Source organism: Xanthomonas sp. NCPPB 2866 (genome assembly GCF_041475745.2).
Lineage (GTDB): Bacteria > Pseudomonadota > Gammaproteobacteria > Xanthomonadales > Xanthomonadaceae > Xanthomonas > Xanthomonas arboricola.
Genome location: NZ_CM192975.1, coordinates 2,325,476 through 2,346,938 on the forward strand (window position 1 = coordinate 2,325,476; position 21,463 = coordinate 2,346,938).

The 21,463-nt window shown below is 65.8% G+C and carries 19 protein-coding genes and 1 pseudogene; 16 read left to right on the forward strand and 4 right to left on the reverse strand.

Going from position 1 to position 21,463, the window contains the following annotated elements; translation table 11 throughout:
* Positions 1–157 precede the first annotated feature (157 nt).
* Positions 158–1,300: a molybdopterin-synthase adenylyltransferase MoeB gene (gene moeB / locus ACCQ04_RS10015; RefSeq protein WP_226427826.1), complete on the reverse strand. Its 1,143-nt coding sequence runs from the start codon at positions 1,298–1,300 to the stop codon at positions 158–160.
* Between the two features lie 104 nt (positions 1,301–1,404).
* Between moeB and ACCQ04_RS10020 the strand changes: the two genes are divergently transcribed.
* From ACCQ04_RS10020 to ACCQ04_RS10030, 3 genes and pseudogenes are all read left to right on the forward strand, one after another.
* Positions 1,405–1,620, forward strand: coding sequence for a hypothetical protein (locus ACCQ04_RS10020; RefSeq protein ID WP_154831983.1), 216 nt, complete (start codon positions 1,405–1,407; stop codon positions 1,618–1,620).
* Between the two features lie 293 nt (positions 1,621–1,913).
* Positions 1,914–2,500: pseudogene (locus ACCQ04_RS10025) on the forward strand (DUF4142 domain-containing protein).
* A 48-nt stretch (positions 2,501–2,548) separates the two neighbouring features.
* The gene (locus tag ACCQ04_RS10030) at positions 2,549–2,974 is read left to right on the forward strand and encodes a hypothetical protein (RefSeq protein ID WP_102581673.1); all 426 of its coding nucleotides are present in this window, start codon (positions 2,549–2,551) and stop codon (positions 2,972–2,974) included.
* Positions 2,975–3,063: 89 nt separating this feature from the next.
* On the opposite strand, the gene ACCQ04_RS10035 is transcribed toward ACCQ04_RS10030, so the two are convergent.
* Positions 3,064–3,816: an OBAP family protein gene (locus tag ACCQ04_RS10035; protein WP_226427828.1), complete on the reverse strand. Its 753-nt coding sequence runs from the start codon at positions 3,814–3,816 to the stop codon at positions 3,064–3,066.
* A gap of 161 nt (positions 3,817–3,977) precedes the next feature.
* On the opposite strand from ACCQ04_RS10035, the gene xth reads away from it, so the two are divergent.
* Positions 3,978–4,970 carry an exodeoxyribonuclease III gene (gene xth, locus ACCQ04_RS10040; RefSeq protein WP_104574570.1) on the forward strand — a complete coding sequence of 331 codons (993 nt, stop codon included), beginning with the start codon at positions 3,978–3,980 and terminating at the stop codon, positions 4,968–4,970.
* A 10-nt stretch (positions 4,971–4,980) separates the two neighbouring features.
* Here the strand turns inward: xth and ACCQ04_RS10045 are convergent, their stop codons facing one another.
* A complete protein-coding gene (locus tag ACCQ04_RS10045; protein WP_024940800.1) occupies positions 4,981–5,268 on the reverse strand; it encodes a PQ-loop domain-containing transporter in 288 nt (95 codons plus the stop codon).
* A 210-nt stretch (positions 5,269–5,478) separates the two neighbouring features.
* Between ACCQ04_RS10045 and ACCQ04_RS10050 the strand changes: the two genes are divergently transcribed.
* The 3 genes from ACCQ04_RS10050 to ACCQ04_RS10060 are packed head-to-tail and all read left to right on the forward strand — an operon-like array spanning position 5,479 to position 7,694.
* On the forward strand, positions 5,479–6,732 hold the full coding sequence (locus tag ACCQ04_RS10050) for a molybdopterin molybdotransferase MoeA (protein ID WP_372358758.1): 1,254 nt from the start codon (positions 5,479–5,481) through the stop codon (positions 6,730–6,732).
* 46 nt (positions 6,733–6,778) lie between these two features.
* Positions 6,779–7,348, forward strand: a complete 570-nt coding sequence (locus ACCQ04_RS10055) for a molybdenum cofactor guanylyltransferase (RefSeq protein ID WP_104574574.1) — start codon at positions 6,779–6,781, stop codon at positions 7,346–7,348.
* Complete coding sequence (locus ACCQ04_RS10060) at positions 7,332–7,694, forward strand: hypothetical protein (RefSeq protein WP_024940398.1); 363 nt, start codon at positions 7,332–7,334, stop codon at positions 7,692–7,694. The genes ACCQ04_RS10055 and ACCQ04_RS10060 overlap by 17 nt, the downstream gene beginning before the upstream one ends.
* A gap of 27 nt (positions 7,695–7,721) precedes the next feature.
* On the opposite strand, the gene ACCQ04_RS10065 is transcribed toward ACCQ04_RS10060, so the two are convergent.
* Positions 7,722–8,723, reverse strand: coding sequence for an NAD(P)-dependent oxidoreductase (locus ACCQ04_RS10065; protein WP_226427830.1), 1,002 nt, complete (start codon positions 8,721–8,723; stop codon positions 7,722–7,724).
* An 82-nt stretch (positions 8,724–8,805) separates the two neighbouring features.
* Here ACCQ04_RS10065 and ACCQ04_RS10070 point away from each other — a divergent pair, with 82 nt between their 5' ends.
* The 9 genes from ACCQ04_RS10070 to ACCQ04_RS10110 all read left to right on the forward strand — a co-directional run bounded on the left by ACCQ04_RS10070 (position 8,806) and on the right by ACCQ04_RS10110 (position 21,332).
* On the forward strand, positions 8,806–9,378 hold the full coding sequence (locus ACCQ04_RS10070; RefSeq protein ID WP_024940396.1) for an ANTAR domain-containing response regulator: 573 nt from the start codon (positions 8,806–8,808) through the stop codon (positions 9,376–9,378).
* A gap of 4 nt (positions 9,379–9,382) precedes the next feature.
* On the forward strand, positions 9,383–10,453 hold the full coding sequence (locus ACCQ04_RS10075) for a CmpA/NrtA family ABC transporter substrate-binding protein (RefSeq protein WP_104574578.1): 1,071 nt from the start codon (positions 9,383–9,385) through the stop codon (positions 10,451–10,453).
* A gap of 893 nt (positions 10,454–11,346) precedes the next feature.
* Positions 11,347–12,516, forward strand: coding sequence for a nitrate/nitrite transporter (locus tag ACCQ04_RS10080; protein WP_024940394.1), 1,170 nt, complete (start codon positions 11,347–11,349; stop codon positions 12,514–12,516).
* A 58-nt stretch (positions 12,517–12,574) separates the two neighbouring features.
* Positions 12,575–14,992, forward strand: coding sequence for a nitrite reductase large subunit NirB (gene nirB, locus ACCQ04_RS10085; protein WP_372358780.1), 2,418 nt, complete (start codon positions 12,575–12,577; stop codon positions 14,990–14,992).
* The gene (gene nirD, locus ACCQ04_RS10090) at positions 14,989–15,354 is read left to right on the forward strand and encodes a nitrite reductase small subunit NirD (protein WP_226427832.1); all 366 of its coding nucleotides are present in this window, start codon (positions 14,989–14,991) and stop codon (positions 15,352–15,354) included. The genes nirB and nirD overlap by 4 nt, the downstream gene beginning before the upstream one ends.
* 59 nt (positions 15,355–15,413) lie before the next feature.
* Entirely contained in the window at positions 15,414–18,149 is a 2,736-nt protein-coding gene (locus ACCQ04_RS10095) for a nitrate reductase (RefSeq protein ID WP_226427833.1), read from the forward strand.
* Positions 18,150–18,217: 68 nt separating this feature from the next.
* Positions 18,218–18,964 (forward strand): uroporphyrinogen-III C-methyltransferase, encoded by a 747-nt coding sequence (cobA, locus tag ACCQ04_RS10100; protein ID WP_226427870.1) that lies wholly within the window; start codon positions 18,218–18,220, stop codon positions 18,962–18,964.
* Positions 18,965–19,479: 515 nt separating this feature from the next.
* On the forward strand, positions 19,480–19,737 hold the full coding sequence (locus ACCQ04_RS10105) for a KGG domain-containing protein (RefSeq protein ID WP_024940389.1): 258 nt from the start codon (positions 19,480–19,482) through the stop codon (positions 19,735–19,737).
* Positions 19,738–20,411: 674 nt separating this feature from the next.
* Positions 20,412–21,332, forward strand: a complete 921-nt coding sequence (locus ACCQ04_RS10110; protein WP_226427834.1) for a M14 family metallopeptidase — start codon at positions 20,412–20,414, stop codon at positions 21,330–21,332.
* Positions 21,333–21,463 lie beyond the last annotated feature (131 nt).

Consider the following 21,463-nt stretch of genomic DNA (forward strand, 5'->3'; position numbering starts at 1 on the left):
AGGCCGGTCCTTTCGCGGCTTCGGCACTGAACGCCGACGGTGCGTGACGTAATGGCAGCGACGGAGGGCGCACGTAGTAGCAGACTGCCCCGTCCACGTCACGCGCAGGAACGTGGCGGCCTGATGCGAAGCGACAACCAGCGCCGATCGGTCGCGCTCAGCCGACGGCGCTGCCGCAGAAGGCGGCGTAATCGGCATATCCGGTGAATGCGACACCGGGAGCACACACCGGGCAATGCGGGTCGGGCGGCAGCCGGATTTCGCGAAAGCGCATTGCCAATGCATCGAAGCTGAGCAGGCGCCCGGTAAGGGTCTCGCCCATGCCCAGCAGCAACTTGATCGCCTCGGTGGCCTGCAGCAATCCGATCACCCCGGGCAGCACGCCCAGCACGCCGGCCTCGGCGCAGCTGGGGGCGAATTCGGGCGGCGGCGGCTCGGGAAACAGGCAGCGATAGCAAGGTGCATGGCCGCGCTTGCGGCCGGCATCGAACACGCTCAATTGCCCTTCGAACTGCTGTACCGCGCCGTAGACCAGCGGTTTGCCGAGTTTGACGCAGGCATCGTTGAGCAGATAGCGCGCAGGAAAATTGTCGGCGCCGTCGACCACGACATCCACGTCCTTCAGCAGGGCTTCGACATTGTCGGCAGTCACGCGTGCCTGCAGCGCCTCGACCTGCACGCGTGGATTGAGCGCGGCAATGCGCTGCGCGGCCGAGCTGACCTTGGCGACGCCGACGCTGTCTTCCACATGCAGGATCTGGCGCTGCAGATTGCTGCGGTCAACCACATCGTCGTCGGCGATCCGCAGGTGGCCGACCCCGGCGGCAGCGAGATAGAACGCCGCCGGCGAGCCGAGCCCACCTGCACCGACCAGCAACACGCGCGACTGCGCCAGGCGCTGCTGGCCTTCCAGACCAACCTGCGGCAGGCGCAGATGGCGCGAGTAGCGCTCGAGAAAATCCTGCTCGTCCGGCGGCAGGGTAGGGCGCGCCAAGGGAAGGCCGGCGCCGGTCCATGCGGCGGTGCCACCGAGCACCGAAGACACCTGCGTATAGCCGTGCGCGCGCAAGATCTCCGCCGTGTGTGCCGAGCGCTTGCCGCTCTGGCAGATCAGCACGATCTCGCGCGTCTGCTCCGACAGATGCTGTGCGGGTGCGGTTTCCAGATCGTGTTGCGCAATCGCCAACGCGCCTTCGGCCTGGCCGCCGGCACGCTCGTGCAACTGCCGGATGTCGATCAGCAAGGCGCCTTGCAGGGCGCGCAGGCGGGCGTCTGCAGGGGAGATATCGTGGCTGCTCATGGCGTCATTGTCGCGCAAACGCAGGCCGTGCGATGCACAGGACTGCCATGTTGGCATCAGGCTCACCAGCACGGCGGTAGCGTGGGCACACAAGGAGACCCTCAATGACCCCCGATATCGACGCGCAATTGAAACAACTTGCCGATGCATTGCCTGATATTCGTCGCCAGCATCCGGACGATTTCTGGGATGTATTCCACGCACGTGCAGAGAAGATCACCGCTGCCGCAGAGTCGCAGGAGCAGGCGGCGCAAATCGTCAAACGCATCGACGACATCCTGTCGGCGCATCAGTTGGGCCCTGCGGATCCCGGCGCCTGACCCGGCGGGCCTTGCTCTACGTGCAGTCTTGCAAGTGCGCATTCGCAGTCCTGAATGCTGAGTATTCCAAGGCAGCCGGACGGCTCGAGCCATGTTCCGTGGGAACGGGAGCCGGTTGCTCAGTGTGCCAGCACCGTCCTAAGTCGCCCAACACGGACGCCATGCCACCTTCACTCCATGTGAAGCGCACTGCGGTGCAGCACGGTTTCCTCTCCAGCTTTCGACGCCGGTACGACGATCGGGTCACGCGACGAGGTCCAGCATGAAGGCACACCTTCTGGCTGGAGATCCATATGAAAGTACGTCACCCGATGTTTGCGGCGCTGACCCTGTGTCTAGGCATCACCGCCGCTGCGCATGCGCAGAACGCAACGCAGGCCGGCATGCCCGCCACTGCCCAGCAACAGGCGGGCACTAATTCCCCGAGCGCGAAGGAGCGTGAGGCGCTAGGCACCCTGAGCGCCATCAACACCAGTGAAATCAGTGCGGCCAATCTCGCGCTGCAGAAGCAGGTGCAAGGTGGCCTGCGCGACTATGCGATGCAGATGGTCAAGGAGCATACCGACAACAATCAGAAGCTGGCCAAGTGGTCGCCGGACCTGTCTGCTGCCGCTGCCAAGGCGCAGATGAGCAAGGCCAAGACCGAACTGGCGGTGTTGCAGAAGCTCGACGGCAAGGCCTTCGAGGCCGCCTACGTCACGGCAATGGTGAAGGACCACACTGACGCACTGACGCACTGGCGGCGCTGGACAAGCAACTGATTCCTGCGGCCAAGACGGCACAGGTGCTGGCGCATCTGCAGACCACGCGCAGCCATGTCGCCGAGCATCTGGCGGCTGCCAAGACGCTGCAGGCCGGCAGCAAGGGTGCCGGACGCTAAGGCATGCCTGGATTGCCGGCAACACCGGGTGCCGCTGTTGAAGACCCCATGAAGTGGATGCGTCGCCTGATCATCCGGGCCGAGCCGCACCAGATCCTGGATGCGTGGTGCGATGCCAATGTGCAGCGACGCATCCTGCGTGGAGTGGCGGAGCTGGTCGCTGGCGATGGGCATGCATCACGTTGGGCGCTGCAGGCCACTTGGTGTCGGCGCGGCGTTGTCGGGTTGCAGCGTGGTGAGGCGCGCCTGGGTGAATCGGTGCGTTACCAGGTTGATGGCGGTCGCGGCCTGCAGCTGGGCGTGTTGCTGCATGTGCGGACTGCGCCTGGATGCGAGGGCAGTTGTGTCACGTTGAGTCTGCAGGGTGCAGATGGGCGAGAGCGCGCTCGGCCATCGGTCGAGCGCATGCAGCGTGTCCGGCATCTGTGGATGGGCAAGGCGTTACGGCGCCTGCGTGACGGTATGGACGTGTGAGATCGCGTCCGCTCGTCCGCACCTTGTCGATGGACTTCGAATGCCTGGCCCCCGATTGCAGTTGCTACGGGCGGCCAGGTCTTGAGGGTTCAGTCGGATGGGGTGCTTGCGTCGACCACCCCGGGGAGCGGTTCGACATTGCCGAAGTGCGGCCGCAAGGCATCCACTCCGTGCTGCGGCCTGGCCAGCGGGGTCAGGTCCTGGCGATTGGCGCGACGTTGCGCGGTAGAGAACGTGGCCAGCTTGTCGCGCTGATCGATCAGCGGTTGCTGCACCTCGCCATCGCGATTGAACGACCAGGCCAGCATCGGCTCGCCCAGCGGCAATGCATCGCCCGCGGCGGTGCCGTTGCGCGAATGCCAGGTGTGCCAGGTCTTGCCATAGCTGTTTAGCTTGCTGCGCATCAGTTCTTTCTCCGCAACCAGCGGCAGGTTGGGCGCGGATAGCTGGCCCGACAGGATTTCGCCATTGTGCGGATGCCAGAAGTTGCGCTCGTGCTCTGGCAACTGCGCGAACAGTTGTTCGGAAATGATGTACTCGATACCGGTGAGGTTGGCCTGATCGGTATTGCCGTCGTAGAGCGCGCATTGCGCCAGGTCTTCATTGACCTGATGGCAGTAGTGATGCGCTTCCATCTGTACATCCGGTGCGTCCTTCATCGGATGGAAGCCCACCAGGTAGATGTCGAGCTTGCCGACCGGCCCGGTCGGTTGCAGGACCCTGGCACCGGCCTCCAGCACATTGGTCTTGGCGCTTTCAGGCGCGCCCGGTGGGGTAACCGAAGGCGGGCTGCGCGAGCAGCCGGCGCACAGCAGGGCAATCCAGAGCGCGGACTGTCGCATGCGATCTCCAACAATGAGTAGTGGGGCCAGCCTACGGAGGCTGATGGTTTGCGAAGCGTGAGCGCGTGCGCAGATATCCAACAGAGCTTCACCTCGCTTGAGCATCTGCTTAATGCCACGGCGGCGATGCTGCGCAGCTACGCATGCCTGGTCGCTCACCCATGTCCGCCACCACCCGCAAGATCGCGACATTCAACGTCAATGGCATCACTAGCCGGCTGCCGCATCTGCTGGAATGGCTACAGCGCGAGCAACCGGACATCGTCGGCTTGCAGGAATTGAAAGCCACGCAGGACGCCTTTCCGGAACAGGCAATCCGCGATGCTGGCTATGGCGTGATCTGGCAAGGCGAGAAGTCGTGGAACGGTGTGGCATTGCTGGCGCACGGCGCCGATCCGGTCGAAATCCGTCGTGGGCTGCCGTGGGACCGCGGCGATACGCAGAGCCGTTATCTGGAAGCTGCAATTCACGGGGTAGTGGTGGCCTGCCTGTATCTGCCCAATGGCAACCCGCAGCCCGGTCCGAAGTTCGACTACAAGCTGGCGTGGTTTCAACGTCTGATCCGGCACGCCAAGACGCTGGTGGACCTACCGCACCCGGTAGCACTGATCGGCGATTTCAACGTGGTGCCGACCGATGCCGACATCTACGACCCCAAGGGCTGGCGCAAGGATGCGTTGCTGCAGCCGGAGAGTCGTCAGGCGTACCAGACCCTGCTCGAGCAGGGCTGGACCGACAGCCTGCTTGCAGTGCATGGCGAAACGCCGATTTACACCTTCTGGGATTATTTTCGCCAGCATTTTGCGCGCGATCGTGGGTTGCGCATCGACCACCTGCTGCTCAACCGCACCCTGGCGCCTGGGCTGCAGGACGCCGGCGTGGACAAGTGGGTACGTGCACTGGAAAAGGCCAGCGATCATGCGCCGACCTGGATCAGCGTGCATGTGCCCGAAGCGGTAGCCGAGCCAGCAACGCAGGCCGAGGCCGTGCCCAGGCCACGAAAGCGTGCCGTGGCGAAGGCAAGCCCGGCACGCACGTCCACGACGAAGAAAACGCCCAAGACCGCGGCGAAAAAGGCCGCAACGCGGTCTGCCGCCAGCAAGTCAACCGGACCCACCAAGCCGCGCAAGCTGGCGAAGAAAAGCGCCAAATAACGCGGCAGCGCTAGCCGATACTGCCCGCGTGACGCTCCATCCGACGCTGCTTGATCCGGTGCAGCACATGCCCGGTGAGGGCGGTCAGCAGGATCAGCACATTGCTGACGATAAACACGGCATTGCCGACCAGGTAGCTGTAGAGGATGAACAGCACCGAGGCGCTGATCTGGCCGATGAACAGCCAGCGCGACACGCCCTGTGCCGCATCCGAGCGCCATTGCTTGTAGATCTGGCGGATCAAGGTGGCAATCAGGACGGCACTGGCGAGCCAGCCTACAAGATCGACGAGTTGCATGCGGCAGGGAGACCGTGGGGAACTGCATGTCACTGTGCAAGTTGCCGTGTGGGCGCGGCGTTCTAGCGGCTTCAAGCGACGTGCGCCCTGGTCGAGACGAGGGCGCGCATGCAGCAGGGTGCGGTGATGCCGCGATTGCTGCGCCTGTACCGGCCGCGTCGGGGGCCGGTATCCTAGCCAGGTCATCCACCGGTCGACCGTGCCTTGCTCATGATCAGCTACGCCGACGCACTTGCGATTGTCCATCGGCAGATCGCCGTGCTTGCCGGCGAGTGGGTGGACAGTGCCGATGCCGAGGGGCGTGTGCTTGCGCAGGTGTTGTCGAGCCCGGCGGAGTTGCCGGCGTTCGACAACAGCGCGATGGATGGATTTGCGTTGGTCACCGCCGCCCGTGGCGCGATCGCCGGCAGCGAACATGTGATCGGTGGCAGCGTTGCCGCAGGCGAAGATGTAGGTGGCATCACGGCTGGCAGCGCGTGGGAAATCATGACCGGCGCCGGTTTGCCCGCGGGCGCCGATGCCGTGGTGCCGATCGAGCAGGTGGACGTGCTGGCGCACGATGACGCGCGGCCCGGTCGCATCCGGCTGCGCGCCGATATCCGCGCCGGTCAGCATATTCGTCGACGTGGGGAAGATGTGGCCTTGCACGACCGCGTGATCGAGGCCGGCACCGTCTTGCGCGCCGCACACCTGATGCTGCTGGCCGGGCTGGGCTGTGCGCGGGTGCAGGTGGTGCGGCGTCCGCGTGTGGCCTTGATTGCGACCGGCCGCGAGTTGATCGGCGATCCGGCGCAGCCGTTGCGGCCTGGCCAGATTCGCGATGGCACCAGCAGCTATCTGCTCAGCCAGCTGCGGGCAGCCGGTGCCGAACTGGTCTGGCATGGACAGGTGGGCGATGACGATGCCGGTTTCGATCTGGCGCTTGCGCAGGCGCGCGATGCGGGCGCCGAGGTGATTCTGAGCACCGGTGCGGTGTCGCGCGGGCGCTACGATTTCGTGCCCGATGCCTTGGCAGGGCATGGCGCGGCGGTGCTGTTCCACAAGGTTGCGGTGCGGCCGGGCAAGCCGGTGTTGCTGGCGCGCTTCGCAGACGGTGCGTTGTATGTCGGTTTGCCGGGCAATCCGATGGCCAGCGCTGCCGGGCTGCGCTTTTTCGTGGAGCCGGCGCTGCGCGGTTTGCTTGGCATGCCGGCCGAGCGCGGCGTGCAGGTTGCGCTGGAAACCCCGATGCAGGCACGACCGCTGTGGCGGCAGCACCTGCGCGCACGTTTGACCTGCAGCGCTGCCGGAGTGCTCTGCGTGCAGATCCTGCCGCAGCAGGAGTCGTTCCGCGTGGCGCCGTTGTTGCAGGCCAATGCGTGGGCGGTACTGGAGCCGCAGGACGAAGGCGCCGCGCCCGGTACGACAGCGCAGGTGTTCGGGCTGGGCCATCTGCAGCCGGCTGCACCGGAGATCGCGCCATGAGCCAGCACCTGCACGTCGTGCGATGCCGTGCCGGCGAGCAGGCGGCATGAACGCGAGACCTGCATGGACGGGCGTGGTGCTGGCCGGCGGCCGTTCCTCACGGATGGGGCAGGACAAGGCGCTGCTGCAGTGGCGCGGACGTCCATTGCTGGAGCACATGCAGGCGTTGCTGCGCGATGCCGGCGCGCACAATGTGGTGATCAGTGGCGATCGCCCGGACTACGCCGGGATTGCCGACGCGCAGCCGGACCTGGGGCCGCTTGGTGGCCTGGCCAGCGTGATCGATCGGCTCGCCGATGCAACGACACTGGTGGTGGTGCCGGTCGACATGCCGCTGCTGTCCCGGTCATTGCTGGATCGGCTGCTGGCGCCACCGCATCGGCGCTGCGTTACCTTTGAAGACCAGATGCTGCCGATGCGCCTGTATGTGGATGACGTTGTGCGTGAGGCGCTCACTGCGCTGATGGCAGGAACTGGTTCGTCACGCTCGCTGCGCGCCCTGCAGGCTGCGCTGCAATGCCATCGCATCGCTGTCACCGCCAGCGAACGCGCCGCGTTCGTCAATTGCAATACGCCCGAGCAGTGGAGTCAGCTCATTCATGAAAATCCAGATTGAAGCTCAGCAGCTGCGCTTCCGCATCGACGAAGCCGAATTGGCCGATTTGCTTGCCGGGCGCACGGTCGAGAATCTGAGCCGCTTGCCGAGCGGGCAGGGCGCGCGACTGCTGCGCCACAGCGTCAGCCTGAGCGACGGTGACGCGGCCTGCAATTGCACTGCCGAGCATTGGCAGTTGTCGGTGCCGCGCGATGCGCTGGAACAGCATGCACGGCAATTGCCCAGCCGCGAGGGATTGCGCTTCAGCTTCGATGCCGGTGCTGGCGATGCCGAACCGACGGCGTTGCAGGTGACCTTCGATATCGATGTGCGCGACAGTGCGCGCAAGCGCTTTCCGAAGGCCTGAAGTGTCATCAGCGCACACGCGCAGCGCTCATGCGTTGATTTTTTCAAGCCCCGCAGCAATGCCGGACACCCGATCGCAGGCCAGGCCGCGCGCCTGCAGCGCCGCTTCGATGGCAGCAGCATCGGCATCGCTGTAACCGGCGCCACTGCGCAACGCGACCACATGCAGGCCTTCTGTGGCCAGTTCCAGCACCAGATGCTGTTGGGCGTCGGCCTGCTGCGGCAAGGCGCGGCGTGCGGCATCGCGTCTTGCCAGTTCCAGTACCGCGTCGGGGATGTCGTCGCCGATCAGCAGGACGTCGGCCAGATTCATCGCACGCAGCGCCTTGATGGTGAGCAGGCCGGGATCGCCCGGGCCAGTGCCGACCAGTTGCACGCTGCCGCGCGCCGGCACCGCGCCGGCATCGTCCAGCGCCGCGATGAAGGCACTTTCGGCTGCGTCGTCGTTGCCGGCCTGCAGCAGCAAGGGCACATCGCCGTCGATGACGCGATCGAACCAGCGCCGGCGCCGGTTCATGTCGGGAAACTGGCTGCGGATGCGCTCGCGGTGACGTGCGAACATGCCGGCGAAGCGGCCGACCGAGACATCCAGTTCGCGTTCCAGCCGTTCGCGCAGGCGGCGCGCCAGCATCGGTGCGGCACCGGCGGAGGAAATGGCGATGACCAGCGGGTCGCGATCCACGATGGCGGGCACCTGATAGGTCGACAACTCGGCATCGTCCACCACATTGACCAGGCGCTGACGCGCGCCGGCAGCAGCAGCGACGCGTTGATTCAACTCGCCATCGTCGGTGGCGGCGACCACCAGCCACACGTCGTCGATCCAGGCGGGATCGAACTCGCCGTCCAGTTGTTCGAAACGGCCAGCCTGCATCAGTTCCGCCAGTTCGGGCGAGAGCGCATGCGCATACAGGCGGATCTGCGCACCGGCCTTGAGCAGCGCCAGCACCTTGCGCGTGGCGACCTCGCCACCACCGATGACCAGCACGGCGCGTGCTTGCAGGTTTGCGAACAGCGGGAACAACGGCATCAGACGTACTCCGAAAGGATGGCTCGCACCGACGGCATGTTGCATGGCACCATCAGGCCACGTCCACGCCTCGCTGCCGCCAATGCGTGTCTTGCTGGTCAACGATACCGAAAAGCCGATCGGCGAACTGCGTCAGGCACTGACGCGCGCCGGTTATACGGTGCTCGACGATGTAGCCTCGGTCGGTGCATTGCTGCACGCGGTACAGAGCCAGCAGCCGGATGTGGTGGTGATCGATGTCGACTCGCCCTCGCGCGATACCCTGGAGCAACTGTCGATGCTGCATGCACATGCGCCGCGGCCGGTGGTGATGTTTTCCGGCGATGGCGACGATGCATTGATCCATGCGGCGGTCGGCGCCGGCGTCACCGCCTATGTGGTCGATGGCCTGGCGCCGGCGCGGCTGGCGCCGATCGTGCAGGTGGCGCTTGCGCGGTTTGCACAGGAGAGCAGCATGCGCAAGCGCCTGGACGATGTGCAGCAGGCGCTGCAGGACCGCAAGCTGATTGATCGCGCCAAGGGCTTGCTGATGGAAAAACGCGGCCTGAGCGAGGCCGATGCCTACGCGGCGCTGCGCCAGCAGGCGATGAAGCAGGGCGTCAAACTGGCCGAAGTGGCGCGACGCATCGTGGCCATGGCCGAGTTGCTGGGATGAACACATGAGCCAAGCCGACCTCCCCGTATTGCGCGTGGCCTACATGCCGCTGATCGATTGCGCGCCCCTGGTCGCGGCGCAGCGGCTGGGCCTGGATCGCGTCCATGGGCTGCAGTTGGACTTGCAGCGGCAGGCCTCCTGGGCCGGCGTGCGCGACCGTCTGCTGGCCGGCGAGGTCGATGCGGCACATGCGCTGGCCAGCCTGGTGTATGCGATCGACCTGGGCATTGCCGGGCCGCAATGCCCGATGGCGCTGTTGATGACGCTCAATCACAACGGCCAGGCGATCACGCTGGCGCCTGCGCTTGCGCAGGCCCTGGAGGAGGGGCAGAGCTTGCCGCAGGCGCTGGCCAGCCTGGGCCGCCGCGCCGTGTTTGCGCAGACCTTCCCGACCGGCACGCATGCGCTGTGGCTCTATTATTGGCTGGCGGCACGTGGCGTGGACCCGATGCGAGACGTGGAGGTGCTCAGCATCCCTCCACCGCAGATGCCGGACGCCCTGGCCAGTGGCCTGGTCGACGGCTATTGCTCCGGCGAGCCGTGGGCTGCGGTTGCGCAGGCGCAGGGCAGCGGTCGCCGGGTGATCCGCAGTGGCGAGCTATGGGCCGGCCATCCGGAGAAGGTGCTGGCCTGCCGACGCGAATTCGCCGCGCTGCAACCCGAGTTGAGCGAACGCCTGACCGCCTGCGTACTGGATGCCTGTCGCTGGCTGGATGCGGACCCGGCAAATCGGGCGCAATGTGCGCAATGGCTGGCCGAGCCGAAGCATATCGGGGTGTCGGCCGCGCATCTGGCCGCCTGTCTGGATGCCGATGTCGAAGCCGAGGCACATGCGAAGGATGTGACAGCGCTGGCCTTTCATCGCGACGGCGCGGTCAACATGCCGTGGCTGTCGGACGGGGAGTGGTTCCTGACCCAGTTCCAGCGCTGGGGCTGGCACGACATCCAGGAAGACGACATCGCGCGGCTGCGCGACATCCATCGACTGGACAACTATCGGCGCGCTGCCGCGCGCGTGGGCGTGGTTTCCCCCGAGGACGACCACCGCAGCAATCGGTTGTTCGATACGCCCTGAGCCCGGATGCCGAGCGCATCCGGCGGTAAGTCAGGCCAGGGTGCGCTGGATGAGACTGGATGCATTGGATCTTGCGGACAGAAGCCGAGGCGACGGCAACGGCGCGAGGCATGTGGTCTGCGGCTTGGTTGCAGGGTCCTTGCCCGCCCACCCTCGCAGGACACGCCGCAAGTACGTCCCTGTAGGCCCTTACGCGGCATCCATGCCGCGTAAGGGCCCGCGACGGTGGGCGGGCAAGGACTTGTCGAGATGCTCGGTGTGCATAGTTTTCAATAAAACAGCCTGCAAACTTCCTGGTGCGGTGTCCTTGCCGATTGCGGGACCGTGTGGCGGCATGGATGCTGCCACCGAGCCTGCACGGACGGATTCACGCCGTGTCCCGCGGGCGGCGAGGGCCGCGCGCTCGACTGACACGGCTTTTGACCTAGATATTTGATCGGTATGCACGCGTCCTAGATGAGGCTTCCGAGCACAGCCGTGCAGTAGCTCTGTTGGGCGCTGTTAGTCATGCCAAGCGACAGAGCCTGCGATACAGGGTGCACGCTGTTGGTGCAAGGCTGCACGAAAGACGGGACTGGTGAGCTGCAATGGCGTGTCGGTAGGCTGTCGTGAAATCGGACGCGCTGCATCCAAAACGCTATTTTTCAATGACTTGTATCGTCGTGATGCTCGGGTGAGCAAGTTGGCACGTTGATTGCGTAGTGACTCCGTGCAGGTGCAACGGCGTACCTGCCACAACACGAACACGATGCAGCGGATCAACGGCGATCCGCACGCATCCAGGACAACGGCGTCCTTCCGGTTTTACCGGAGGGGCGCCGTTTTTTTTGGCCATCGCATTCGAAGAGGTCTCTATGCAGCGCTCGTTCTGGCGATCCGGGCACACGCCCACCTTGTTCGCATCCTTCCTGTATTTCGACCTGAGCTTCATGGTGTGGTATCTGCTCGGTCCGCTGCAGGTACCGATTGCGCAGTCGCTGGGGCTCGATACGCAGCAGCGTGCCTTGATGGTGGCGGTGCCGATCTTGTGCGGCGCGGTGCTGCGGCTGGTGCTGGGCATGCTGGCCGACCGTATCGGTGCCAAGCGCGCGGGCGTTGTCGCACAAGTTGCGGTGATCGCTTCGTTGTTTGGTGCCTGGCAGTTCGGCGTGCACAGCATGGGGCAGGTGTTGTTGCTGGGCGTGTTGCTCGGCATTGCCGGCGCTTCGTTCGCGGTTGCGCTGCCGCTGGCCTCGCGCTGGTACCCGCCCGAGCATCAGGGCACCGCGATGGGGATTGCCGGGGCGGGCAACTCCGGCACCGTGCTGGCGGCGTTGTTCGCACCGATGCTGGCGTTGGCGTTCGGTTACCAGAACGTGTTCGGACTGGCATGCATTCCGCTGCTGCTGACGCTGGTCGTATTCGTCCTGATTGCGAAAGAAGCGCCAGTACCGGTCGCGCGCAAGCGCTGGTCCGACTATGGCCGCGTGTTGGTGGCCAACCGCGACGCGTGGCGCTTCATGTTTTTCTATTCGGTGACCTTTGGCGGTTTTTCCGGGTTTGCCAGTGCATTGCCGGGCTACTTCCACGACCAGTTCGGCTTCGATGCGCGCACTGCAGGGTGGGCGACGGCTGCCTGCGTATTGGCGGGTTCGGTGATGCGTCCGTTGGGCGGCGTGATTGCGGACCGCATTGGCGGCACGCGCGCCTTGCTCACCGTCTATCTGCTGGTGGCTGCGCTGGTGGGCATCGCAGGCTTCGGCGCAGGCGGGGCAATGGTGACGCTGGCCTTGTTCGTACTGACCCTGCTGTGTCTGGGTGCCGGCAATGGCGCGGTGTTTCAGCTGGTGCCGCAGCGGTTTGCGCAGGACATCGGCGTGATGACCGGCTTGATCGGCATGGCCGGCGGCATCGGCGGGTTTGCGCTGGCTGCGGGCCTGGGCGTGCTCAAGCAGCACACCGGCAGTTATGCGATGGGCATGTGGTTGTTCGCTGCGTTCGCACTCGGTGGTTGGGCGTTGCTGGCCGGGGTCAAGACACAGTGGCGTAGCGAATGGTCCAGTGCCGGCGCGGCGCGGGTCTGACATGTCGACAGGAATCCAGGCAATGAAGCAACCCAGACTCGTCGTCATCGGCAATGGCATGGCCGGCATCCGCACCGTGGAGGAGCTGCTCAAGCTGATGCCGGGCATGTACCAGATCACCGTGTTCGGGGCCGAGCCGCATCCCAACTACAACCGCATCCTGCTGTCGCCGGTGTTGGCCGGCGAGCAGGAGTTCGACGACATCGTGCTCAATCCGTTGCAGTGGTATCAGGACAACGGCATCCGCTTGCATCTGAACAAGGAAGTCACCCGCATCGATCGGGTACGTCGCCGCGTGATCGCCGCCGATGGCACCGAGGCGGAATACGACCGCTTGTTGATCGCCACTGGTTCGGTGCCGTTCGTGTTGCCGATTCCCGGTAACGAATTGAAGGGCGTGATCGGCTACCGCGATATCCAGGACACCCGCACGATGATCGAGACCGCGCGCAGCAAGCGGCACGCGGTGGTGATCGGTGGCGGTCTGCTGGGGCTGGAAGCGGCCAATGGCCTGAAGCTGCGCGGGATGGACGTGACCGTGGTGCATCTGGCCGGGTGGTTGCTGGAGCGCCAGCTCGATCCGGTAGCCGGCAATCTGCTGCAGCAGGCCCTGCGCGCGCGCGGGCTGGAGTTCAGGCTGAGCACGGCGACCAGTGCAGTGCTGGGCAACGCGCAGGGCGAGGTAATTGGCGTGAAGTTCGCCGACGGCAGCGAGATCCCGGCCGATCTGGTGGTGATGGCAGCGGGCATCCGCCCGAATACGCGGCTGGCCGAAGAAGCCGGCATCCACTGCGCGCGCGGCATCGTGGTCAACGACAGCCTGCAGAGCTTCGACCCACGCGTGTACGCAGTGGGCGAGTGCGCAAACCATCGTGGCATAGCCTACGGACTGGTGGCGCCGCTGTTCGAGCAGGCCAAGGTGTGCGCGAATCACCTGGCGCAGTTCGGCATCGGCATCTATCGCGGCTCGGTGGCGTCGACCAAGCTCAAGGTCACCGGGATCGATCTGTTTTCCGCCGGCGATTTCATGGGCGGCGATGGCTGCGAGGAGATCGTGCTGTCCGACCCGGCCGGCGGGGTCTACAAGAAGCTGGTGATCCGCGACGACGTGCTGGTCGGCGCCTGCCTGTACGGCGACACCAGCGATGGCGGCTGGTACTTCAAGCTGCTCAAGGACGGCACGCCGATCCGGGCGCAGCGCGATCAACTGATCTTCGGCGAAAGCGCGCTGGGCGATGCCGGCACCGGCGGACAGGACCGTGCCAGTGCGATGGCCGACAGCGACGAGGTCTGCGGCTGCAACGGCGTGTGCAAGGGCACCATCGTCAAGGCCATCAGCGAGCAGGGGTTGTTCACCGTCGACGAGGTGAAGAAGCACACCAAGGCCGCCAGTTCCTGCGGGTCGTGTACCGGCCTGGTCGAGCAGATCCTGATGAACTGCCTGGGCTCCAACTTCCAGGAAACACCGAAAACCAAGGCGGTCTGCGCCTGCACCGATCTGAGCCATGGCGATGTGCGGCGCGCCATTGCCGAACACAAGCTGCTGACCCATGCGCAGGCCTATGCCTTCATGGAATGGCGCACGCCCAACGGCTGCGCCACCTGCCGGCCGGCGATCAACTACTACATGTTGTCGAGCTGGCCGCATGAGGCCATCGACGATCCGCAATCGCGTTTCATCAACGAGCGTGCGCACGCCAACATCCAGAAGGACGGTACCTTCTCGGTGATTCCGCAGATGAAGGGCGGGGTGACCAATGCCGGCGAGCTGCGCCGCATTGCCGATGTCGCCGACAAATACGCGGTGCCGATGGTCAAGGTGACCGGCGGCCAGCGCATCGACCTGCTCGGGGTCAAGAAGGAAGATCTGGTCGATGTCTGGCGCGATCTGGGCATGCAGTCCGGGCATGCGTACGGCAAGTCGATCCGCACGGTGAAGACCTGCGTGGGCAGCGAGTTCTGCCGCTTCGGCACCCAGAACAGCACGCAGATGGGCATCGACCTGGAAACCATGCTGGCCAATATGTGGAGCCCGCACAAGGTCAAGCTGGCGGTGTCCGGCTGCCCGCGCAATTGCGCCGAATCCGGCATCAAGGACGTGGGCATCATTGCGGTGGATTCGGGGTGGGAGCTGCATGTTGGCGGTAATGGCGGCATCAAGACCGAGGTCGCCCGCTTCCTGGTCAAGGTGAGCACCGCCGAGGACGTGCGCGAATACACCGGTGCGTTTCTGCAGCTGTATCGCGAGCAGGCGTATTACCTGGATCGCACCGTGCACTACATCGCACGGGTGGGGCTGGATTACATCCGCGCACAAGTGGTGGATGACGCGGCCAACCGGCGTGCCTTGTACGAACGCCTGCTGTACTCGCTGGAAGGCCTGGTCGACCCGTGGAAGGCGCGTATCGCCGGCGAACGGAAGCAGGAGTACCAACCCTTGCGTATCGCCGCGCCGGCCGCAACGGTGGAGGAATGAGCATGCAGCAGACCGCGTGGATTCGCGTGTGCGCGCTGCAGGAGCTGCCTGCATTGGGTGCGCGCGTACTCGAGATCGAGGGCATTGCACCGATCGCCTTGTTCCGCACCGCCAGCGATCAGGTATTTGCGTTGCGCGACCGTTGCCCGCACAAGGGCGGGCCGTTGTCGCAGGGTATCGTGGCCGGCGACACGGTGACCTGCCCGTTGCATGGCTGGGCGATCGCCTTGCAGAGCGGCCAGGCCTGCGCACCGGATGTGGGCTGCGCGCCGCGTTACCCGGTCAAGGTGGAAGCCGATGCGGTATGGATCGTGTTGCAGCCGGTATCGCTGCCGGAAGCAGTCGCCGAGCCGGCCGCATGAGCGACGGCCAGCAGCTACCTTTGATCGCTGCGGCGGTACAGCCGCATACGTCTGCGCCGATGCATCGCATCACCCGGTCGACCTGCTGCTACTGCGGGGTGGGCTGCGGGGTGCTGATCCACAGCGAGCACGACACGCATGGCGAACGCATCGTCGGCATCGAAGGCGACCCGCTGCATCCGGCCAATTATGGCCGGTTGTGCAGCAAGGGCCTGGCCTTGCCGCAGACCGCCGCCGGTACGCAGGGGCGCGTGCTCGCGCCGGAGCTGCGTCGTCATCGGCAGGCACCGCGGGCGGCGGTGAGCTGGGATCAGGCGCTCGACCACGTCACCGGCAAGCTGGCGGCGATCGTCGAGGAGCACGGCGCGGACGCGGTGGCGTTCTATCTCTCGGGACAGCTGCTGACCGAGGACTATTACGTCTTCAACAAGCTCGCCAAGGGCCTGCTGGGCACCAACAACATCGACACCAACTCGCGCCTGTGCATGTCCAGCGCGGTCACCGCCTACAAGCTGGCGCTGGGTGCCGATGGCCCGCCCACCTGTTACGAGGATCTGGAGCTGGCACAGACGGTACTGTTTGTCGGCAGCAACATGGCGTATGCGCATCCGGTGCTGTTTCGCCGGCTGGAAGAGGCGCGGGCGAAAAATCCCGCCATTCGCTGGGTCGTGATCGATCCGCGTCGCACCGACACCGCGGCCATGGCCGACCTGCACCTGGCGATCGAACCCGGGACAGACGTCGCCCTGTTCAACGGCATGCTGCACCACCTGATCTGGGAGGGTCTGGTGGATGCGCGTTTCGTTGCGGCGCACACCGAGGATTTCGACGCCCTCAAGCACATGCTGCGCGAGTACACCCCGCGCATGAGCGCCGAGATCTGCGGTATCTCGCACGAGGACCTGGTGCAGGCGGCCGAGTGGTTTGGACGCAGCCCGGCGGCGTTGTCGCTGTACTGCATGGGCCTGAACCAGTCCGCGCAGGGCACCGACAAGAATCTGGCACTGATCAATCTGCATCTGGCGACGGGGCAGATCGGCAAGCCGGGCGCAGGGCCGTTTTCGCTGACCGGCCAGCCCAATGCGATGGGCGGGCGCGAGGTCGGCGGCATGGCGACGATGCTGGCGGCGCATCGCGAGATCGGCAATGCCGACGATCGTGCGGAACTGGAACGTCTGTGGCATTTGCCCGCCGGCCGTCTGAGTGCCACGGCCGGCACACCGGCCGTGCAGTTGTTCGAGCGTCTGCGTGCGGGCACGTTGAAGGCGGTGTGGATCGTCTGCACCAACCCCGTGCATTCGATGCCGGAGGTGGAGGGCATTCGCGCCGCACTGGAACAGGCCGAACTGGTGATCGTGCAGGATGCGTTTTCCGGCACCGACACCGTGCCGTATGCCGACGTGCTGTTGCCGGCCGCCAGTTGGGGCGAGAAGGACGGCACCGTGACCAACTCCGAGCGCCGTATCACCCGCGTGCGCAAGGCGGTGGACGCGCCGGGCCAGGCGCGCGCGGACTGGTGGATCGCCCGCGAAGTGGCACGCCGGCTCGAAGCGCGTCTGGCACCTGCCAGCGGGGCGGGGCTGTTCGGGTTCGACAGCACCGTGCAGATCTTCGACGAGCATCGCGCGTTGACGGTGGGGCGCGATCTGGACATCGGCGGGCTGGATTACCCGCTGCTGGATGACGCGCCGCAGCAGTGGCCGTTCCCTGCCGGTGCCGCACACGGGCAGGCGCGGCGCTATACCGATGGCGTGTTCGCCACCGGCAACGGGCGCGCGCGCTTCCACGCCACGCCGTATCGCAAGGTGGCCGAGCCGACTTCGGCCCGCTTTCCGATGCGCTTGCTGACCGGCCGCCTTCGCGATCAATGGCATGGCATGTCGCGCAGCGGACGCGTGCCGGCAGCGTTTGCGCATAGCCCCGAACCCGCGTTGCGCATGCATCCGGACGACGCAGCACGACGCGGCCTGGTCGCCGGCGAGCTGGTGCAGATCGCCAGCAAGCGCGCTGCGCTGGTGCTGCCGCTGGAACTGTCCGACGAACTGCGCTCGGGCAGCGTGTTCGCCGCAATGCATTGGAGCGGGCAGCACCTGTCCAGCGGCGGCATCAACGAAGTGAGCAGCCCCGCGGTGGATGCGCGCTCGCAGCAGCCCGAGCTCAAGCATGCGGCGGTGCGGGTGGAGAAGGCGGTGTTCGGCTGGCATCTGCTCGCTGCCCGGCGCGGCGATGCGTTGGCCTTGCAACAGGCACTGCAGCCGCTGTTGCGCGACTGCGGCTATGCATCGCTGCGGCTGCATGCCGAGCCGCTGGCCGAGGCCGGCGGGCACTGGGCGGTCCTGCACGCGGCCTGCGGACGCGCGCCGGATGCGCAATGGCTCGATCGCCTGATCGCCGCATTGCAGTTGCCGGCCGGCGCAGACGTGCTGGAGTACCGCGACCTGCGCCGCGGGCTGCTGCGTCGTGTGGGTTGGCGCATGCAGGACGGCCACAGCCATATCGACGGCCTGCTGCTCAGCGCGGCGCAGCCCAGCGAGGCCAATCAGGCGTTGCTGCGCAGCGCATTGGCAGGCCGGCCCTGGCGCGGCCCGCGGCTGGCGGTGTTTGCGCAGACGCTGGGCGCGCCCAGCGACCCGATCGTCTGCAGCTGCATGCAGGTGTCGACTGCTGCGATCCATGCCGCCATCGACGACGGCGCCGACCTGCACCAGCTCAAGCAACGCCTGGGCTGCGGCACGGTCTGCGGCTCCTGTGTTCCGCAACTCACCCGGCTGTGCCGGCAACCCCGACACGCCTGAGTGCCTGTCCCGACCTCCACATATTGCGAGACCTGCTCATGTCAGTCATTCCGTCCTGCGCGCGTGATGTGGTGTTGTTGTCCGCCGGCCCCGGCGATCTGGATCTGCTCACCATCAAGGCGGTCAAGGCGCTGGCTGCCGCGCAGGTGCTTCTGCTGGACGATCTGGCCAACCCGCAGATCGTCGAACTCGCACCGCAGGCGCGGGTGATCCGGGTCGGCAAGCGCGGTGGCTGCCGCTCGACGCCGCAGGATTTCATCTGCCGGCTGATGCGGCGCTACGCCGTGCAGGGCTTGCGCGTGGTGCGCGTCAAAGGCGGCGATGCGCTGCTGTTCGGGCGCGCGGGCGAGGAGATCAGCTTCCTGCGCCGCGCCGGTGTGGGCGTACAGATCATCAACGGCGTCAGTGCCGCATTCGCCGCCGCATCCGCACTGGAAGTGTCGCTGACCCATCGCAGCCATTGCCACGGCATCACCTTCGTCACCGCGCATACGCACGATCACGGCGAGCCGAATTGGGGCGCACTGGCCGCCAGCGGCACCACGCTGGGCATCTACATGGGCCTGCGGCGTGCCGATGCCTTGGCCGCCGCGTTGCTGGCGCATCTGCCGGCCAGCACGCCGGCGGCCATCGTGCAGGCCGCCACCCGGCCCGAGCAGCAACGCCGGCTGACCACCCTGGGCGAGCTGGGACTTACCGCCGCCGGCATGCTGCCGGGCTTGCCCACCTTGCTGCTGGTGGGCGCTGCCTTGTCCGAGGCGACAGCGCAGTGCGACGACCGCTTCGGCATGGCGCTGGAGCAGGCAGCGGGGTGAGCGCGATCTGCTGAGCGCCGCGTGCGGCGATCCGCGCAGCATCGTCGGCGCGTCTCAACGGGCAACGCGGTGTGCGAAGCACGCCCGCGCAGGTGTCGCTACGTGATGCGCACGCGCTGCAGGCGAGAGGTCACACCGAGCAAGGCCGGCCTGCGGTGAGCAGCGCGCAGCATGTAGCCGCATCGCTTGCCGCTCCCGGTTCCGGTTTGCTGGCGCATTGGACAGCAGTGGACAGGGCAGGACAGTGATTGATCAGACCCATGCTGCATGCCCGGTGGAGCGGCGATGGCTGCACAGTGAGTTCGGCGTTATGGCCGCATTGGTAGCGCTACCGATGGATAAAAAGCGGACCCTCCTGCGGCGCGTGGCAGGAGTGCAAGATTTGCACAGCGAGCGCAGCTGTTTTTTCCTGCATTGTGGCGCTTGGCGCCGTCTCGCATGGCTGCACGGCTTGGCACGATAGTTGCGTTACCCCTCCTACCAGTGGCGTGATCGACGCATCGAGAGGAGGCACAGTGGAAGACGGACAAAGCAGTACTCGTAGCCGGCGCGGTTTTGCCGCATTGGATCCTGAAAAGCGCCGCGTGTTGGCGAGCAGCGGCGGCAAGGCAGCACATGCCAGTGGGAACGCACACGAATTCACCAGCGACGAGGCACGCGAAGCTGGCCGCAAAGGCGGCCAGGCCGTGAGCCGCGATCGCGATCATATGTCGCGGATCGGCAGCAAGGGTGGGCGTTCCAAGCAAGCCAAACCTCAGGAAGAGGCCGTCTAGGCGAGCGTGCGGCGCGCATCCGGCGCGCCGTTCTCGCTGCAGCGGACCGCAGGCCCTGCACGTCACGTGCAGGGCCTGCGGCGTTTTTGCGGACACCTCCGCCGCGTCAGCAGATCGGCCTGAACAATCGATTGCAGTTGTGTGTGTTCTTTGAAGCATTTGCGTCTTGCCTTGCCCGGCCAAGCTGTGACGCAGAGGTTGATGTGCAATGCATCGTCAGGCCCTGGGAAGTTTTTTCACTCGTCCTCGCGCGCACGCGATCGATTGCAGGGAAATATCTGCCCATTCCCCGGCGCGCTCACCCAGGCGACTGCAGGATTTGCATCCATTGCAGAATTTTCCTGATCGGCGGCCCGGGCTGGCTCCCTGAGGGTTGATGGAAGGCCCGGGATGCCACTGCATGGCAGCGCGTCTGCGTTGGCCCTTGCGACCGACAAGCATTGCAGCCGTGTCAGCGCACACGCAGCGTCAAGCCAACGACCGCTTCGTCACGACATTGCGCCTGCCGAAGGTGACGCGCCCGTTGTCGCGGGACTTGTCGACGCGCACACTCGCAAAGTCGGCCCTAACCGGACTCGACCTTACGGGCGGTTGCCATCATCGGGTTCGTCGTCGAATGGACCGCCATGCTCGGAGCGCTTACGCTGGCCGTCTTTCATTGGACGGCACCGGTAATGACACAGCGCATGGCGTATCCGATCGGCACACCACGGCAGCCCTGGGGCGAGGCAGAGCGCGCTGCATGGCGCGCACGCCAGCTGCGTCAGCGCAGTCATGCTGACGATGTGGTGCAAGTGATCGATGCACTGGATGCCAGTTATGAGCGCGTGCATTACGGAACGATCCCGGCGGCATCCGAGCAATACCCGTTGATCGCGCTGCGCAGCGTGGCGTGGGACGCCGCTTTGCCCTGCGCGCTGGTGACCGGTGGCGTGCATGGTTATGAAACCAGCGGCGTGCAGGGCGCGCTGCAGTTTCTGCAGCAACGCGCGGTGGCCTATGCAGGCAAGCTCAATCTGCTGGTGGTGCCTTGCGTCAATCCATGGGGCTACGAGCGGATCCAGCGCTGGAATGCCGATGCCATCGACCCCAATCGCGCGTTTCGCCAGGACAGCCCGGCCGCCGAGTCGGCGGCATTGATGCAGCTGGTCGCCCCAGTGGCCGGCCAGATGCTGGTGCATATCGATCTGCACGAAACCACCGACAGCGACGAAAGCGAATTTCGTCCGGCCCTGGCGGCGCGTGATGGCGTCGACTTCGTGCCCGGCAGCATTCCGGATGGGTTTTACCTGGTGGGCGATAGCGAAGATCCGCAACCGCAGTTTCAGCAGGCCATCGTTGCCGCCGTCGCCGAGGTCACCCATATCGCACCTGCCGATGCGAACGGCCAGATCATCGGCGCAGCGGTGGTCGCTCCTGGCGTCATCAACTACCCGGTGCGGCGTCTTGGCCTGTGCGCGGGCGTCACCGACGCGCGCTATCGCACCACCACCGAGGTATATCCGGACAGCCCGCGCGCAACGCCCGCGCAGTGCAACGCCGCGCAGGTGGCTGCGATCTGCGCGGCGCTGGACTACGCGCTCGCCCAGCGCTGACAGCATGGGCTGGCGCCAGATCGACGCTGGCGTCGCGGCGGTGCCAGCCATCTGCAGCACGGCCCACGCATGCATGCCCTGAGCCACTGCACGCCTAGACTATGCAGTTCTTCAAGCGCATGGACGACCCC

Bases quoted from the DNA above. Each gene is read 5' to 3' on its own strand.
- moeB (WP_226427826.1), bottom strand. From the start codon at position 1,300: ATGAGCAGCCACGATATCTCCCCTGCAGACGCCCGCCTGCGCGCCCTG.
- ACCQ04_RS10020 (WP_154831983.1), top strand. From the start codon at position 1,405: ATGACCCCCGATATCGACGCGCAATTGAAACAACTTGCCGATGCATTG.
- ACCQ04_RS10030 (WP_102581673.1), top strand. From the start codon at position 2,549: ATGAAGTGGATGCGTCGCCTGATCATCCGGGCCGAGCCGCACCAGATC.
- ACCQ04_RS10035 (WP_226427828.1), bottom strand. From the start codon at position 3,816: ATGCGACAGTCCGCGCTCTGGATTGCCCTGCTGTGCGCCGGCTGCTCG.
- xth (WP_104574570.1), top strand. From the start codon at position 3,978: ATGTCCGCCACCACCCGCAAGATCGCGACATTCAACGTCAATGGCATC.
- ACCQ04_RS10045 (WP_024940800.1), bottom strand. From the start codon at position 5,268: ATGCAACTCGTCGATCTTGTAGGCTGGCTCGCCAGTGCCGTCCTGATT.
- ACCQ04_RS10050 (WP_372358758.1), top strand. From the start codon at position 5,479: ATGATCAGCTACGCCGACGCACTTGCGATTGTCCATCGGCAGATCGCC.
- ACCQ04_RS10055 (WP_104574574.1), top strand. From the start codon at position 6,779: ATGAACGCGAGACCTGCATGGACGGGCGTGGTGCTGGCCGGCGGCCGT.
- ACCQ04_RS10060 (WP_024940398.1), top strand. From the start codon at position 7,332: ATGAAAATCCAGATTGAAGCTCAGCAGCTGCGCTTCCGCATCGACGAA.
- ACCQ04_RS10065 (WP_226427830.1), bottom strand. From the start codon at position 8,723: ATGCCGTTGTTCCCGCTGTTCGCAAACCTGCAAGCACGCGCCGTGCTG.
- ACCQ04_RS10070 (WP_024940396.1), top strand. From the start codon at position 8,806: ATGCGTGTCTTGCTGGTCAACGATACCGAAAAGCCGATCGGCGAACTG.
- ACCQ04_RS10075 (WP_104574578.1), top strand. From the start codon at position 9,383: ATGAGCCAAGCCGACCTCCCCGTATTGCGCGTGGCCTACATGCCGCTG.
- nirB (WP_372358780.1), top strand. From the start codon at position 12,575: ATGGCCGGCATCCGCACCGTGGAGGAGCTGCTCAAGCTGATGCCGGGC.
- nirD (WP_226427832.1), top strand. From the start codon at position 14,989: ATGAGCATGCAGCAGACCGCGTGGATTCGCGTGTGCGCGCTGCAGGAG.
- ACCQ04_RS10095 (WP_226427833.1), top strand. From the start codon at position 15,414: ATGCATCGCATCACCCGGTCGACCTGCTGCTACTGCGGGGTGGGCTGC.
- ACCQ04_RS10110 (WP_226427834.1), top strand. From the start codon at position 20,412: ATGACACAGCGCATGGCGTATCCGATCGGCACACCACGGCAGCCCTGG.